12 protein-coding genes are annotated in these 13,543 nt (G+C 58.2%); 7 read left to right on the forward strand and 5 right to left on the reverse strand.

All coding sequences use genetic code 11. The features are described 5' to 3' along the window. Window positions 1–6 precede the first annotated feature (6 nt). From hemN to ACM6I5_RS11695, 4 genes are all read right to left on the reverse strand, one after another. On the reverse strand, window positions 7–1,395 hold the full coding sequence (gene hemN / locus ACM6I5_RS11680; protein WP_414883870.1) for an oxygen-independent coproporphyrinogen III oxidase: 1,389 nt from the start codon (window positions 1,393–1,395) through the stop codon (window positions 7–9). A 22-nt stretch (window positions 1,396–1,417) separates the two neighbouring features. Then, on the reverse strand, window positions 1,418–2,764 hold the full coding sequence (locus tag ACM6I5_RS11685; protein ID WP_414883871.1) for a coproporphyrinogen III oxidase: 1,347 nt from the start codon (window positions 2,762–2,764) through the stop codon (window positions 1,418–1,420). Between the two features lie 117 nt (window positions 2,765–2,881). Next, a complete protein-coding gene (locus tag ACM6I5_RS11690; RefSeq protein WP_017338913.1) occupies window positions 2,882–3,325 on the reverse strand; it encodes a CopD family copper resistance protein in 444 nt (147 codons plus the stop codon). 272 nt (window positions 3,326–3,597) lie between these two features. Beyond that, window positions 3,598–4,941 (reverse strand): MFS transporter, encoded by a 1,344-nt coding sequence (locus ACM6I5_RS11695; protein ID WP_017338914.1) that lies wholly within the window; start codon window positions 4,939–4,941, stop codon window positions 3,598–3,600. A 306-nt stretch (window positions 4,942–5,247) separates the two neighbouring features. Here ACM6I5_RS11695 and ACM6I5_RS11700 point away from each other — a divergent pair, with 306 nt between their 5' ends. Further along, window positions 5,248–6,681 carry an aldehyde dehydrogenase family protein gene (locus ACM6I5_RS11700; protein WP_414883872.1) on the forward strand — a complete coding sequence of 478 codons (1,434 nt, stop codon included), beginning with the start codon at window positions 5,248–5,250 and terminating at the stop codon, window positions 6,679–6,681. A 71-nt stretch (window positions 6,682–6,752) separates the two neighbouring features. On the opposite strand, the gene ACM6I5_RS11705 is transcribed toward ACM6I5_RS11700, so the two are convergent. After that, entirely contained in the window at window positions 6,753–8,039 is a 1,287-nt protein-coding gene (locus tag ACM6I5_RS11705; protein WP_414883873.1) for an OprD family porin, read from the reverse strand. Between the two features lie 224 nt (window positions 8,040–8,263). Between ACM6I5_RS11705 and gcvA the strand changes: the two genes are divergently transcribed. The 6 genes from gcvA (at window position 8,264) to ACM6I5_RS11735 (ending at window position 13,531) form a co-directional block, all read left to right on the forward strand. After that, window positions 8,264–9,169 carry a transcriptional regulator GcvA gene (gene gcvA, locus ACM6I5_RS11710; RefSeq protein ID WP_414883874.1) on the forward strand — a complete coding sequence of 302 codons (906 nt, stop codon included), beginning with the start codon at window positions 8,264–8,266 and terminating at the stop codon, window positions 9,167–9,169. A gap of 94 nt (window positions 9,170–9,263) precedes the next feature. Next, a complete protein-coding gene (locus ACM6I5_RS11715; RefSeq protein ID WP_414883875.1) occupies window positions 9,264–10,202 on the forward strand; it encodes an NAD(P)-dependent oxidoreductase in 939 nt (312 codons plus the stop codon). A gap of 244 nt (window positions 10,203–10,446) precedes the next feature. Next, window positions 10,447–10,806 (forward strand): Zn-ribbon domain-containing OB-fold protein, encoded by a 360-nt coding sequence (locus tag ACM6I5_RS11720; protein WP_414883876.1) that lies wholly within the window; start codon window positions 10,447–10,449, stop codon window positions 10,804–10,806. Then, a complete protein-coding gene (locus ACM6I5_RS11725; RefSeq protein ID WP_017338920.1) occupies window positions 10,803–11,948 on the forward strand; it encodes a thiolase family protein in 1,146 nt (381 codons plus the stop codon). The genes ACM6I5_RS11720 and ACM6I5_RS11725 overlap by 4 nt, the downstream gene beginning before the upstream one ends. 1 nt (window position 11,949) lies before the next feature. Further along, window positions 11,950–12,714, forward strand: coding sequence for an SDR family NAD(P)-dependent oxidoreductase (locus tag ACM6I5_RS11730; RefSeq protein WP_414883877.1), 765 nt, complete (start codon window positions 11,950–11,952; stop codon window positions 12,712–12,714). Window positions 12,715–12,724: 10 nt separating this feature from the next. Continuing rightward, window positions 12,725–13,531, forward strand: coding sequence for an enoyl-CoA hydratase/isomerase family protein (locus ACM6I5_RS11735; RefSeq protein WP_414883878.1), 807 nt, complete (start codon window positions 12,725–12,727; stop codon window positions 13,529–13,531). The last annotated feature ends 12 nt before the right edge of the window (window positions 13,532–13,543 follow it).

Genomic DNA, 13,543 nt, shown 5'->3' on the forward strand with positions numbered 1-13,543 from the left:
AATGACTCAAACCGTGCGTGAAAACAGGCCTTTTTGCTCACTACCCAGATAGGCGTCAAACGCCATCGCGGCACTGCGCATCATCAAGTGCCCCTGTGGTAACAGCACCAGTTCGTCGCAGTGGATCTGCAGCAGTCCGTCGCGAACATGCTCCTCCAGTTGGGCCAAGGCGTCGGCAAAGTACTCGGTGAAGCGAATGTCATGACGCATTTCATAGCGGTTAAACGTAATACGGCCATGGCACATCAGGTCGCTGATCACTTCGCGGCGCAGCAAGTCGTCTGCGCTCAAGCGGTAACCGCGATGCACCGGTAGCAGGCCTTGGTCCAGACGCGCGTAGTACTGAGACAGCTCCTTGACGCTCTGGCTGTAGCTGTCGCCGACCTTGCCGATCGAGGACACGCCGAGGCCGATCAAGTCGCAGTCGGCGTGGGTGGAGTAACCCTGAAAGTTACGCTGCAGGGTGCCATTGGCGCGGGCCAGCGACAGCTCGTCGTCCGGCAAGGCGAAATGATCCATGCCGATATAGACGTAACCGGCCGCGGTCAGACGGCGGATGGTCAGTTCAAGCAATTCCAGCTTGCGCTCCGGCGGCGGCATGTCGGCGGGACGAATCAACCGTTGTGCGCGAACCATTTCCGGCAGGTGCGCATAGCTGTAGGCAGCAATCCGGTCCGGACGCAGCGCGATGATTTTGCTGAGGGTGACGTCGAAACTCTGCACGGTTTGCAACGGCAGGCCATAGATCAGATCGACGCTGATCGACTTGAATTGCGCCTCGCGTGCCGCAGCAACCAGCGCATAAATCTGCTCTTCACTTTGCTGGCGATTGACCGCGGCCTGCACGTCGGGGTCGAAATCCTGAACACCGAAGCTCAAGCGATTGAAGCCCAACTGGCGCAGCGACTGGATTTGCTCGGTGCTGATGGTGCGCGGGTCGACTTCGATGGAAAATTCATGGTCATCGCTGTCATCCATGTTGAACGCCTGGTGCAGGCAATCCATCAGGTCCGCGAGTTGTTCACTGGTTAAATAAGTAGGCGTGCCGCCGCCCAGGTGCAATTGCGTGAGTTTACGGGTGCTATCGAACAAGGCCGCCTGCATCGCAATCTCAAGCTTGAGGTACCGAAGGTACTCGACGGCGCGATGGGTTTTCTGGGTAATGATTTTGTTGCAGGCGCAGTAGTAACAAAGACTTTTGCAAAACGGAATGTGGATATACACCGACAGCGGTTTCGACGCGCTCGCCTGGTTGCTCGCGCGGGCGGCACGCTGATAGTCGTCAACGGCAAAGGCCTGATGGAACTGTGGCGCGGTTGGGTAAGAAGTGTAGCGCGGCCCCGGGCGGTCATACTTTTCGACCAGGGCGCGATTGAAATCAAAGGAAGGCTTCATGATCAATCAACTCGCAAATGGGTTAACACCTCGCACCGCCCACATCCTTTTCAAACAGGTTGCAGATGGCATCCACTTCCGGCCGACCGGCAGGGAGAATGCTGATGAAGCGGTCCGACAACTCAATCAACCCCTCACGACTCAATTGCTCCAGCAACGGCCAGACCGACGAGAAATACCTGGAAAAAACCAGCCCATAACGTCTTTCGATGGCGCGTATATCCAGTTCCAGATCACACGCCAGTCGCTCCATGACCATTTGCCTGATTTGCTCCCCCGCCTCGAAACGCCAGCCTCGACACGTCGGCAATTGCTGCCTGTCCAGTTGCTGCTGATAGCGTTCAATCTCGTCGGTGTTTTGCGTGTACAAATCGTCGATCTGGCTAATGGCACCCAATCCGAATCCAACATGATCGCAATAGCCGTGACGGGAGAAACCCTCACAGGTACGGCGCAACCGGCCTCGCTCCTGGGCGACTGCCAAATCATCATCGGGCCGGACAAACTGCCCCATACCGATGTAGTGATAACCCGCGCAAAGCAGTTGATCAAAGCAGATCTGGCGCATCGCGCCTTTATCGACCTGGCTGCACGGCGCTCTGACTTTGTCACCGAGCACCGGACGATATCGCCGTGGTGGCCGGGCATAATCGAACACCATCAGCCGGTCTGGCTCCAGCTTGATAATGCTCGCCAGCTTCAACGCAAAACTGTCTGGCGTCTGCCAGGCATGGCCAAAACCCAGATCGACATTGATGGATCGAAAACCAAAGGTCCGCGCCGCGTCCATGAGCGACTGGATCGGCGCCGGGTTCTGGTAGCAGGCCACCGACCTCTCACAGTCGCTGTCGAAATCCGGTACACCGATGCTGACATGATTGAACCCCTGATCGCGCAGCACGCCCATGGTCGCCCAATCGGTTTGATAGAGGTCCACCTCGACGCTGTAGTCGCCGCAATCATGTAAGAGAAAGTTGAAACGGCGACGCAGATGACTCATCAGCCGCCCTATGTGAGCAGTGGTGAGTGTTGCGCCGCCCAGATGAAACTGTTCCACCCGTTGCTGCGCATCCAGGTGGCAACCGACGAGGTCGATCTCCTGCTCCAGATGCTGGAGGTACTGCTCAATACCCTGGTGCTCGTCGGCGCTATCACGAGGGGAACAAAAGGCAAGCTTGAGGCTGGAGGATAGCTGCACGTTCAGGGACAGCGGACGTCGCTTCTGGCGGCTGACGCGCAACGCGCGAAGCAGATCCAGTGATCCGATACCCTCATGGAATTTTTGCGTGTCGGCATGACAGTTGGGGTCGAGCACGCCCTGATCGCACCGGGCGACCAGCTCGCCGGGGTTGTGAAAGAAATCGAGCATGAAGGTCTCCGACACTGGCTGCGGGTCATCAGTGTCGGGGTTCAACGATCAATACGCCTTGATTTGCATCAAGCACAAGGCAACGTCTTGGAAGAACAGACCACCCGTCAAAGCCGATCACCAGGTCAGATAAAACATTCCCTTGGCCAGCAGCACGATAACGACCATGTGACAAAACAGGCTGCCGTGGATGAACTGCAGGTACCGCGGACTCATTCGGCCACGTTTGAACAAAAACATGGCCACCAGGAAGTGCAGCAGTACGCTCACGGCCACCGCGACTTTCAAGGCCAGCAAGGTGCCGAACGATGAAGCCAATGGTGAGGCAAGGACTGGCAGGTAGCGCAGCCAGACCATGCCGAGCCCCGCACCGAACAATACCAGCAGCACCCACGGCATCAGCGAGCGCGCTCGCCGGCCGATGCCTTCCTCCACCAGCAACATGACCCTGGTGGGTAGCTGTTTGCGGATACTTTCAAGGAACAGAACTTCGAAGAACACCGTACCGATAAAGATCAGGGCGGCAAACAGATGCAACGTCAGAATCAGCGGATAGATCATGGAGGTGTCGCCTTGAGTCAAGGCAACCCGTTACGCACGGGTATGTCGATCTCTGGAGATTACTGAGCCGTCGGCTCCATTTGGTTGACATCGATCAAGAAAGCCACAAAACCCACACTCACCGCACTTCATCGGTATCGAACGCGCAGAAGTGGCCGTTTTTACCGTTGGTCAAGTGAAAACCTGATAGGCGTGCTGCCTAAACCATTACTGAAATGCCAAACGCCCGATGCGGTGCATCAGGCGTTCGGTTAAATCGGTGTAACACTCAATTAGCGCAGAGGCAGGCCCTTGGTTTCTGGCATACGCAAATAGACCACGGCACTGATGGCGCTGATCACCGCCAGGTAGATCCAGAACAAGTGCCCATAGCCCCATCCGGCCATCGCGGCCATGAGATACGGTGCGGTTCCGCCAAACAGTGTCACTGATAATGCGTACGGCAAGGCGATACCGGTCACTCGAACTTCAGCCGGAAATTGCTCCGCCATGGTCACTGCAGAAGCTGCGCCGAAGCCTGTCATGATGACCATTGATATGGTTTGCAGGATGGTCACTTCCGTCAGACTGATACCGACATGCAACAGACCGAAACTTGGCCACGCCCACAGTACCGAAGCGACGGCGAATCCGATCAGAACCGGCCGGCGACCGAGTCTGTCAGCAAGTTTCCCGGCAAAAGGCATTAGCACCAGTGACACCCCTACCGAGATCACGCCTGCCAGCAATGTGTCACGGATCGACATACCGGTGATCAGGTGAACCTGCGAGGGATAGCTCACCATCCAAACATAGTTGAGCAAGTTGCCGGCCATGGCGATGCCGATCACCCGCATCGCATCTTTTTTATGGCTGAAAAACAGATCACGCAGAGGCCTTTTTTTCATGTTGCTCGCGGAGCGCGCCTTGAAAATTTCAGTCTCGCGCACCGACAGGCGGATCCACAGCGCGATCACCCCCATCAGAGCGGCAATGATAAAGGCAACGCGCCAACCCCAGTCGTTCAACGCAGCGTCACTTCCCAGCGATGCCAGACCAAAGCCCAGAAGGAACGAAACCATGGTCCCGGCATTGATCGCGAACCATTGCCATGAGCCGGCGAAGGCGCGGCGGTGTGCAGGGGCTGACTCGATCAGGAACGCCGAAGCAGAGCCGAATTCCCCCCCAGCGGAAAACCCTTGGACCAGGCGCGCTAAGACCAAAATGATCGGTGCGGCAATTCCAATGCTGTCGTAGTTGGGGCATAGGCCGATGACCAGCGAGGCCAGCGACATCAGCAGGATAGAAAGCGTCAAGCCTTTCTTGCGGCCGTAGCGGTCGGCTATTTGGCCGAGAACCGCACCACCGATTGGCCGCATGATGAAACCAACGGCGAAAATCGCCAACACTGACAGCAAGTTAGTAAGACTATCCCCAGCGGGGAAGAACTGTCGGGCAAGGATGGAAGAAAACGTGGCGTAAATCACCCAGTCGGTATATTCGACTATGGTGCCGAGCGTTGCGGCGACAATGGCCTTTTTCTCGCCATAGGTCAGTTGCCGCCCCTGAACATTTGCACCGGCGCCTGATGCCGACTCTGGCGACAGTGCACTCATCAAACTATTGTCGTTACTCATTTCTACGGCTCCCGTGGGCGCTATTATTATTGACCTCTAGTCGCGGCCTCGTCTTGTCACGGGTTCATACTGCAATTTACCCGCGCCCCGGTGAATCGAGATTTTCGCCCTGCATCGTTGATTAAATCTCAATGCATAGGCATCTATTGAATATTTCAGGCTATTGAAAGTTGTTTGATATTTGCTCAATCGCCAACACCATAAAACTCAGTTGAGCAATATGAATCTGCTGGTTGTAATAGGTATTCGTAATGGAGTTTTAAACAATAAAGACGAGCCTCACTGCAGTTTCAGAGGAGACACACAATGTTTGTAAAAGTTAACAGCTTCGTCGATGGCCGTTCCATGGAGCCGGCTGACGGGCAGTATGTCGACAAGATCGATCCGCGCACCGGAGCCAAGATCAGTGAAGTCGCCAGCAGCGGGCCGAAGGATGTGGCTCTGGCAATCGAGTCGGCAGCCTCCGCGCTGCAAGGCTGGCGCGACATGCGCCCCGCCGAACGTGGGCGCATCCTCAATGAATTCGGGCGTATCATCCGTCAAAGCGAAAATACGCTGGGCGCGCTGGAAAAGGCCGATACCGGTAAACCCGGCAGCGAGATGGCGGCGCTGATGGACCTGACCGCCCAATACTTTGAGTTTTATGGTGGCATCGTCAACGTCATGGACGGGGACGTGATTAACCAGGGCCCCGACTATCACATCTATACACGCCGAGATCCCTTTGGCGTGATTGGGGTCATCCTGCCTTGGAACGCCCCGCTGCACCAGGCAGCGCGCGCTATCGCTCCCGCCCTCGCTACCGGCAATACCGTGGTGGCCAAACCCTCCGAACACACCTCTGCCTCACTGGTGGAACTGGCACGCATTGCCGTGCAAGCCGGAGTGCCTGCCGGAGTCTTCAACGTCATCGTGGGCAAAGGGAGCGTGATCGGCCCCGCCATGGCTCACAACCCGCATATCCGCAAGATTTCCTTTACCGGCGGTCTGCGCGCGGGGCAGGAACTGGGACACATTGCCGCTGAACGCATCCTACCGCTGACCCTTGAACTGGGCGGCAAGTCCGCCAACATTGTGTTCGACGACGCCGACCTCGATGCGGCCGCCAAAGGCTCGACCAAGGCATTTACCTGGAACAGCGGCCAATGGTGCGCTGCAGGCACGCGGTTGCTGGTCCAGGAGAATATTCATGACCGCTTCGTCGACAAGTTGGTTGCCGAGGTGGGTGCCCTGCGCGTCGGCCCGGAGGATGACTCGACGTCCGGGCCGATTACCACTCATGCGCAGTTCGAGAAGATCCAGAGCTACTTCGCCATCGCCGAACGCGAGGGGCTCAAGCCTGCAATCGGCGGCAAGGTGGCCGTACACGAGGGCTATGAAGAGGGTTGGTACATCGAACCGACGGTATACACCGGTGTGAACAACGATATGACCCTGGCCCGCGAGGAGATCTTCGGGCCTATTGTCTGCGTCATTCCCTTCAAGGATGAAGCCGATGCGCTGCGGATTGCCAACGACAGCGAATTCGGCCTCGGTGCCGGTATCTGGAGCCGTGACATCGGCCGGGTGCATCGGGTCGCCGCGCAACTGGAGGCCGGCCGGATTGTCGTCAACGAGTACAGTGGCGGTTTCGTCCAGACGCCATGCGGTGGCTTCAAGCAAAGTGGCTACGGTCGCGAACAAGGCATCGACGCCCTCTCCCACTATACCCAGCTCAAATCCGTGATCATTCGCCTTTAAATACTTTTCACACACAAAAAAAAAGGGCACAGCCATTGGCTATGCCCTTTTCGTTTACGGTCGACGACTGTTTACCAGATCGGCAGGGAGTAGCTGAGGATCACCCGGTTCTCGTCGATATCGCTGGCAAAGTTGCTGCGCGTGCTGGCGTTTTTCCATCTAACGGCAAGGTTTTTCAACGCACCGCTCTGAATGACATACGCCAATTCAGTGTCTCGTTCCCACTCTTTTCCAGCCTGAACCTGGTTGCGCACACTCACCTGGTCGCCCGACAGATAGCGCGTCATGAAAGTCAGGCCAGGAATGCCAAGCGCCGTGAAGTTGTAGTCGTAGCGCAGTTGCCAGGAACGCTCATCTTGATTGCCGAAATCATTTATCTGTACCAGATTGATCAAATACGCGTCGGTGCCGTTGAGGTTGGCAAAGCCGGTTGCCCCGCTCATGCGTTGATAGCCAAGGCCCAGCGAATGGCCGATCGCGCTATAAGTGAACATCGCGCCGAGGGCAGAGTTTTCGACGTTGCTACCGCCCTCATCAAGGCTTCGCGCCCAGCGGATATCGGACGTAAGCGTTTGTCCTTCGGTGAGCGCCAACTTGTGGTTCAAGGTCAGGTAGTGCTGCCGGTAAATGCCATCAAGAGCGCCATAGTGGTAGGCCGTACTCAATGCTGGCGTCCAGCGATAGGTCCCCCCCGCAAAATCGAAGCGCTCACTGCTTGTCTTCCGGCCTGGCCGGATATTGCGTGCAGCGCCGTTGAATACCGTCATGGGCTCATTGTCGCTTGAGTTACGCAGGTTGATCCGGTCGAACCGCCCGAGATCGAAAGTCGTATTGCTCAGGTCGGCACTGTTGAACCAGGCGCCGCGAAACGTCTGCGGCAACAAACGCGTGTCGTTGTACATCGCCACGGGCAGTTTGGGCGTCAGGGTGCCGGCTTTCAGTGTGCTTTGCGCCATGCGTAACTTGGCGGTCAGCCCCAACTCGCTATATTCATCCTGGGCACGGCCGCCCGGGTCGCGATCAGTAACGAGCAACCCTGTGCCGGTTCTGGATGGGCCCGAGTCCAACTTGATGCCGAGCATGCCCAATGCATCCATGCCAACGCCGATCACTCCGGGAGTAAAGCCGGATTCATAGCGCAGGAGAAAACCCTGGGCCCACTCCTCTGCCTTGCTTTGAGCCGCACCTGATTGGCGAAAGTCGCGATTGAAGTAGTAGTTGCGTAAATCCATGCTGGCTTTGCTGTCGGTGATGAAGTCCGCAAAAGCCGGCGAATGCACAGTGCTGACTGCGCCGCACAATGCCAGTCCTGAGGCGCGTTGAAAATGCTTGCGATGGCGCGTTTTGGCGATCTTCATGAATGGATCTCTTATTGTTGTCGGGAGCTGCATCACGACCAGATGGCGCGTGCGCGCCGATCGTAGAAATCGCAGCCCCCTGACGACAATCGAATAAAACGGGCGCCCACCTTGAGCTTTTATCAAGCGTTCACTTTATTGTTGGGATGCGCCGGGCAATTAAATACACTCCGCGTCCTCGTTTTTTCCAATACAGTAACTTCCAACAACAAGAGATGACTTCCATGGACCGACTGCCGCCACTGAATGCCATCCGTGCGTTTGAGTCCGTAGCGCGTCATTTGAGCATCACCCATGCCGCCGATGAGTTGAATGTCACGCCGGGTGCGGTCAGTCGGCAGATCCGCGCACTCGAGGATTTTCTCGGCCTCGACCTGTTTGTGCGCGGGCATCGGCAAATCACCTTGACCCATTCCGGCGAACAATATTTCCGTGCTGTGGCCAGGATGATCGAAGACTTGCGCGGCGCCACGAAGAAACTCATGTCGCCGCCCCTGCGGCGGCAAATCAAGGTGCGTGCCTACACCACGTTTGCCATGCAGTGGTTGATACCCAGGCTCGCCAGCTTTCACGCCGAACATCCCAAGATCGAGGTGCTGTTGACCGCATCGCTCGAGCCGGTCGACTTTCACAAGGAAGACATCGATGCCGCGATCCGTCTTGGTGCCGGCGAATGGCCCAATTGCAATTGTTACGTGCTGAGCGATAACCGTCTTGCACCCGTCTGCAGCCCTTCTCTTTTGCAACATGGTCCGGGCCTGAGTACACCCGCCGACATCGCGCAGTACACCATGCTGCACTCGATCGCCAGGCCCGAAGATTGGCGCTACTGGCTGGAGGCAAGCGGCGTGAGCCGTGACGTCGATGCGCTTGCCGGAATGTCATATCAGAGCTCTTCGATGGTCTATGCCGCTGCCGCTGGTGGCCAGGGCATTGCCATGGCGCAGTTGTTCCTGGTCGAGAAGGAGTTGCGCGACGGCACGCTGATCAAACCTTTCGATCAAGTCGTCGACATGGGCGTGTACACCTATTATCTGCTCACGCCAAGGCACCGCGAAGAGAGCGATGACACCCGGGTTTTCCGCGAGTGGATCCTCGAGCAGGCACGTTTGACCCGCGAAGGCGCTTGAGTTTTTATCAACCAAAACGCGCCAATAACTCCTTTGTCGCAGGGTAAACGGCAAACCTAGGATGGTGTCTTCCCAATAATAAGGACGACACGCGATGAGCCGACTTACAACGCATTCAGACGCTGCATCCATCGAAACCATCGGTTTTATCGGGTTGGGCGCCATGGGCCAGAAAATGGCCCACCACCTACTCGACAATGGCTATGACCTGAGTCTGTTTGACCCCAATCCGCAGGTATTGGCGCCCTTGCTCGCACGCGGAGCGCGCAGTCATGGCAGTCCCCGTGATGTCGCCGATCACGCGCGGATCGTGCTGATCTGCGTGCCCACTCCGGAGATCGTCGAACATGTGGTGCTGGGTGACAATGGGGTCATCCACGGCCAACAGGTGAAAATCCTGGTGGACCACTCAACCACCGGTCCGAGTATGGCCCGACGTATTGAACAGGCACTGCGCGATCATGGTATCCAGGCATTGGACGCGCCATTGGCGGGTGGCGTGACCGGCGCACTCAATGGCACCCTCTCGGTGATGGTGGGCGGTGACAAAACTGCCTACCAACTGTGTGAACCGGTATTCGCCTGTTTCGGCAAAAAAGTCGAACACATCGGCACAACGCCAGGCCTGGGCCAGACCTTGAAGCTGGTCAACAACATGATCGTTGGCGCCACGCTGGTCGCCACTAGCGAAGCAATGCTGTTCGGTATCAAGTCCGGGCTCGAACCCGGGCAAATGCTGGAAATGCTCAACGCCAGCACTGCGCGCAGCTTCAGCAGCGAACAGATACTGGCCGGCACCGTGATGCAGCGCGAATTCGATTTCGGCTTTCGCCTGGACTTGATGCGCAAGGATGTACGACTGTTCCTCGCAGAGGCGGAAAACGTCGGCACACCGGCCTTCACCTGCGCCGTGGTCAAGCAGTTCTTTGATCAAGCCATAAGCGACGGTGACCCAGCACGCGACATGACCCATGTGGTCAAGGTGCTCGAGAAAATGGCCGGCGCAACCATCGACGGGCATACCTCATCCTAGGCTCACCCCCCTCCTTTTCTGGATGCAGGCAAGCTGGCTTGGCCCGCAGTTTTCAAAGCGTAAAATAAACCAGGCGGGCCGCTAAGGCCCGCCGTCATCTGTGCCTTTGAAGGTGCCCTCTGCGGCTGCTGGTTTGATTTTTTCTCAATTCAACCGCTTTTTTTTATCGTTTGTCGCCCATTGAGGCGTGCCCGAACATACCTCCAGACGTTCGCAATCGAGCGCAATAAAAACAGGAGGTCACATGAACAGTCCGTCACCCGTCTGGGCATCCACTACACCGCCCCGGCTTGCTGCTTCACGACATTTGGGCACTGGCGAAATCTTCTTTCCTGCGGTCACTGCCGATTCGCCCCTGGCCGATCAGTTCCAGGACACCACCCTGAGCGTGGAAGGCCGCGTGTACAGCTTCACCATCATGCACCCCAGCCCCAAAAGTGGTTTGAATCCCTTCGTCCTGGCCTACGTCGACCTGCCCGGTCCTGTGCGTCTTTTCGGCCGCCTCAACGCCAGCGGTGACCGTCCATTCATTGGCGAAAAATGCCGCGTGATTGCCGATGAGACTTTCGGCTACGTATTTGAATCCCTGGAGATACGTCCATGACCCAGATGCATGTAATGGGCGCTGCGATGACGCCCTTTGGCCGCCACATTGGCGTGATGGCGCCGGAACTTGCCCAGCGAGCGATCCTTGACGCGGTGGCCGATGCCGGCGTCTCCCTTGCAGACATACAGGCGGTCTATTGCGCCAATGTGCTGGGCGGGATGATTCTCGGACAAGTGATCCTGCGTGACCTGGGCCTCAAGGGCATTCCGGTCTACAACATCGAAAACGCCTGCGCCAGCGGCGCCACCGCCGTCCACCTCGCTCGGCATGCGCTGATGTCCGGGCAATACGAGCGGGTACTGGTGTTTGGTATCGAGCAACTGACGGCGTTGGGCGGTGGCACCATCCCCATGCAGCGCAACGATCGCATGACTGATCTGTACGCCACGGCCGGTATGGTCCTGCCGGCAGTTTATGCCATGCGCGCCACACGCTTTATCCATGAGCGAGAAGCCAAGCCAGCCGACCTCGCAGCTGTTGCAGTGAAAAACCGCCACCATGGTTCGCTCAATGAGTATGCGCAGCAGCGTACCGAAGTCAGCCTGGAACAGGTGCTCAGTTCACGGATGATCGCCGACCCGCTGACCCTGTTGCAGTGCTGCCCGTCGCAAGTCGATGGCGCCGCCGCCATGGTGCTCGGAACGCAGCCTGGGCCACAGGCCAAAGCTGTCAAGGTGTTGGGCTCGATCATTGTCTCGGGCATGCGCGAAACCGGTGATGACGACATTCTCGATGCCGAAATCACCGCACGCGCGGCGCGCCTGGCCTATGAGCAAGCCGGGGTTGCGCCCGCCGACATTGGCGTGGTCGAGCTGCATGACGCCTTCACAATCGCCGAACTGCTCTATTACGAAGCCCTTGGCCTGGCGGCGCCGGGCGAAGCCGTGTCGCTGTTGCACTCAGGGGCCACCGCGCTTGGCGGTCGCGTACCGGTTAACCCAAGTGGCGGTCTGCTGGCCAAGGGTCATCCGCTGGGCGCTACCGGCGTCGCGCAAATGGTCGAGCTGACCTGGCAATTGCAAGGGCGCGCCGGAAGTCGTCAGGCCGGCACACCGAAGCTGGGCCTGGCGCAATGCACCGGTGGCGGTATTGCGGGCGTCGATCACGCCGCCTCTGCCGTCCACATTCTGGGAGTTTGAGATGAGCACTCGACATTTCACTGCTACACAGGTCGCCGCAATCACCGGCGCCGCTCGCGGCATTGGTCTGGCTATCGCTGAACGACTGGCGCGCCAAGGCGTATTTGTCTATCTGTTGGACCGCGACGAAGCAGCACTCGCCGCAAGTGTTGAGGCCTTGACGGGGCATGGTTTGAAAGTCGCCGGCATTGCGCTGGACTTGACCGAAGGTGAGGCCGTCAATGCAGCGTTTGCGCGGATCCACGAAGCCCACGGGACGCTCGACTTTCTCGTCAATAACGCCGGTGTGGTCAGGGACAAGCGTTTCCTGAGCATGACTGAGCAGGATTGGGACCTGGTCGTCGATACCAACTTGCGTGCCCAGTTTCTGTGCTGCAAGGCCGCCCTGCCGTTGATGCTGGAAAAAGGCTTCGGCCGTATCGTCAACATGTCCTCCAGGGCCTGGCTCGGCGGTTTCGGTCAGGCCAACTACTCGGCGGCCAAGGGCGGCGTGGTGAGTTTGACCCGCAGCCTGGCCATCGAGTTTGCCGCCAAGGGCATCACTGTCAACGCGATCGCGCCCGGCATTGTCGATACCCCGCTGTTCCAGAGCTTCGCCCCTGAGGTTCAGGCAAAACTCAAGGAAACCGTGCCGGTAAAACGCATCGGTACCCCAGAGGACATCGCCAACGCCGTCGAGTTTCTCCTCGACCCGGCCAGTTCCTATGTGACCGGACAAACCTTGTATGTCTGTGGCGGACGCAGTCTGTCATCGGCCAGTGTTTGAGGTGAGCGCCATGTCAGTCTCAATGGAACTACAGGGTGCGGTTGCGCTGATCACACTGGATCGTCCGCAGGCCTTGAATGCCCTCGATCTGGACTCGCTCCAGGTCCTTCGGGAGCACCTGGTGAATGTGCGCGATAACCCCGCGCTGCGCGTCGCCGTCATCACCGGTGCCGGCGAGCGGGCGTTTTGCGTCGGCGCGGACCTTAAAAGTACCCGTTCTTCGTCAGCCTCATATGCCCAGGCGCTGTTCCTGGCCAATGACCCTGCTGCCGATGCCGGTCTTTACATCCGCTTGATGGACCTCAGCGACCTCGACCTGCACAAGCCACTGATTGCCGCTGTCAACGGTCACTGCCTGGGCGGTGGCCTGGAGCTGGCGTTGCAATGCGACCTGCGCATCGCCTGCAGCAGCGCCTCCTTCGGGCTGCCCGAGGCTGCCGTGGGCTCTATCCCTGCGGTCAGTGGTTTGCACCGGCTGATGCGGGCGATACCGGCGGCCCCTGCCATGCAGATGGCCTTGACCGGGCAACGCATCGATGCACACCAGGCACACAGCATCGGCCTGATCTCCGAACGGCTGGACAGCCACGACGCATTGCTGGCGCGTGCCATGGAGCTCGCCGAGCGAATTGCACAGCAGGCGCCACTGGCCATACAGGCACTGCAAACCCTGTCACGCAGCACTGCGCACCTCAGCGACCGCGATGCCCAGCGGTTGACCGAGTTGTACTGGGGGGTGCTGCGCGATACCGAAGATCGAATCGAGGGCCGTCAAGCCTTCGCCGAGAAACGTGTACCGCACTACAAGGGCCGCTAGGTGGCCCGAGGA

The sequence above is a fragment of the Pseudomonas sp. IT-P171 genome (assembly GCF_949767765.1).
GTDB lineage: Bacteria > Pseudomonadota > Gammaproteobacteria > Pseudomonadales > Pseudomonadaceae > Aquipseudomonas > Aquipseudomonas fluorescens_B.

Bases quoted from the DNA above. Each gene is read 5' to 3' on its own strand.
- hemN (WP_414883870.1), bottom strand. From the start codon at position 1,395: ATGAAGCCTTCCTTTGATTTCAATCGCGCCCTGGTCGAAAAGTATGAC.
- ACM6I5_RS11685 (WP_414883871.1), bottom strand. From the start codon at position 2,764: ATGCTCGATTTCTTTCACAACCCCGGCGAGCTGGTCGCCCGGTGCGAT.
- ACM6I5_RS11690 (WP_017338913.1), bottom strand. From the start codon at position 3,325: ATGATCTATCCGCTGATTCTGACGTTGCATCTGTTTGCCGCCCTGATC.
- ACM6I5_RS11695 (WP_017338914.1), bottom strand. From the start codon at position 4,941: ATGAGTAACGACAATAGTTTGATGAGTGCACTGTCGCCAGAGTCGGCA.
- ACM6I5_RS11700 (WP_414883872.1), top strand. From the start codon at position 5,248: ATGTTTGTAAAAGTTAACAGCTTCGTCGATGGCCGTTCCATGGAGCCG.
- ACM6I5_RS11705 (WP_414883873.1), bottom strand. From the start codon at position 8,039: ATGAAGATCGCCAAAACGCGCCATCGCAAGCATTTTCAACGCGCCTCA.
- gcvA (WP_414883874.1), top strand. From the start codon at position 8,264: ATGGACCGACTGCCGCCACTGAATGCCATCCGTGCGTTTGAGTCCGTA.
- ACM6I5_RS11715 (WP_414883875.1), top strand. From the start codon at position 9,264: ATGAGCCGACTTACAACGCATTCAGACGCTGCATCCATCGAAACCATC.
- ACM6I5_RS11720 (WP_414883876.1), top strand. From the start codon at position 10,447: ATGAACAGTCCGTCACCCGTCTGGGCATCCACTACACCGCCCCGGCTT.
- ACM6I5_RS11725 (WP_017338920.1), top strand. From the start codon at position 10,803: ATGACCCAGATGCATGTAATGGGCGCTGCGATGACGCCCTTTGGCCGC.
- ACM6I5_RS11730 (WP_414883877.1), top strand. From the start codon at position 11,950: ATGAGCACTCGACATTTCACTGCTACACAGGTCGCCGCAATCACCGGC.
- ACM6I5_RS11735 (WP_414883878.1), top strand. From the start codon at position 12,725: ATGTCAGTCTCAATGGAACTACAGGGTGCGGTTGCGCTGATCACACTG.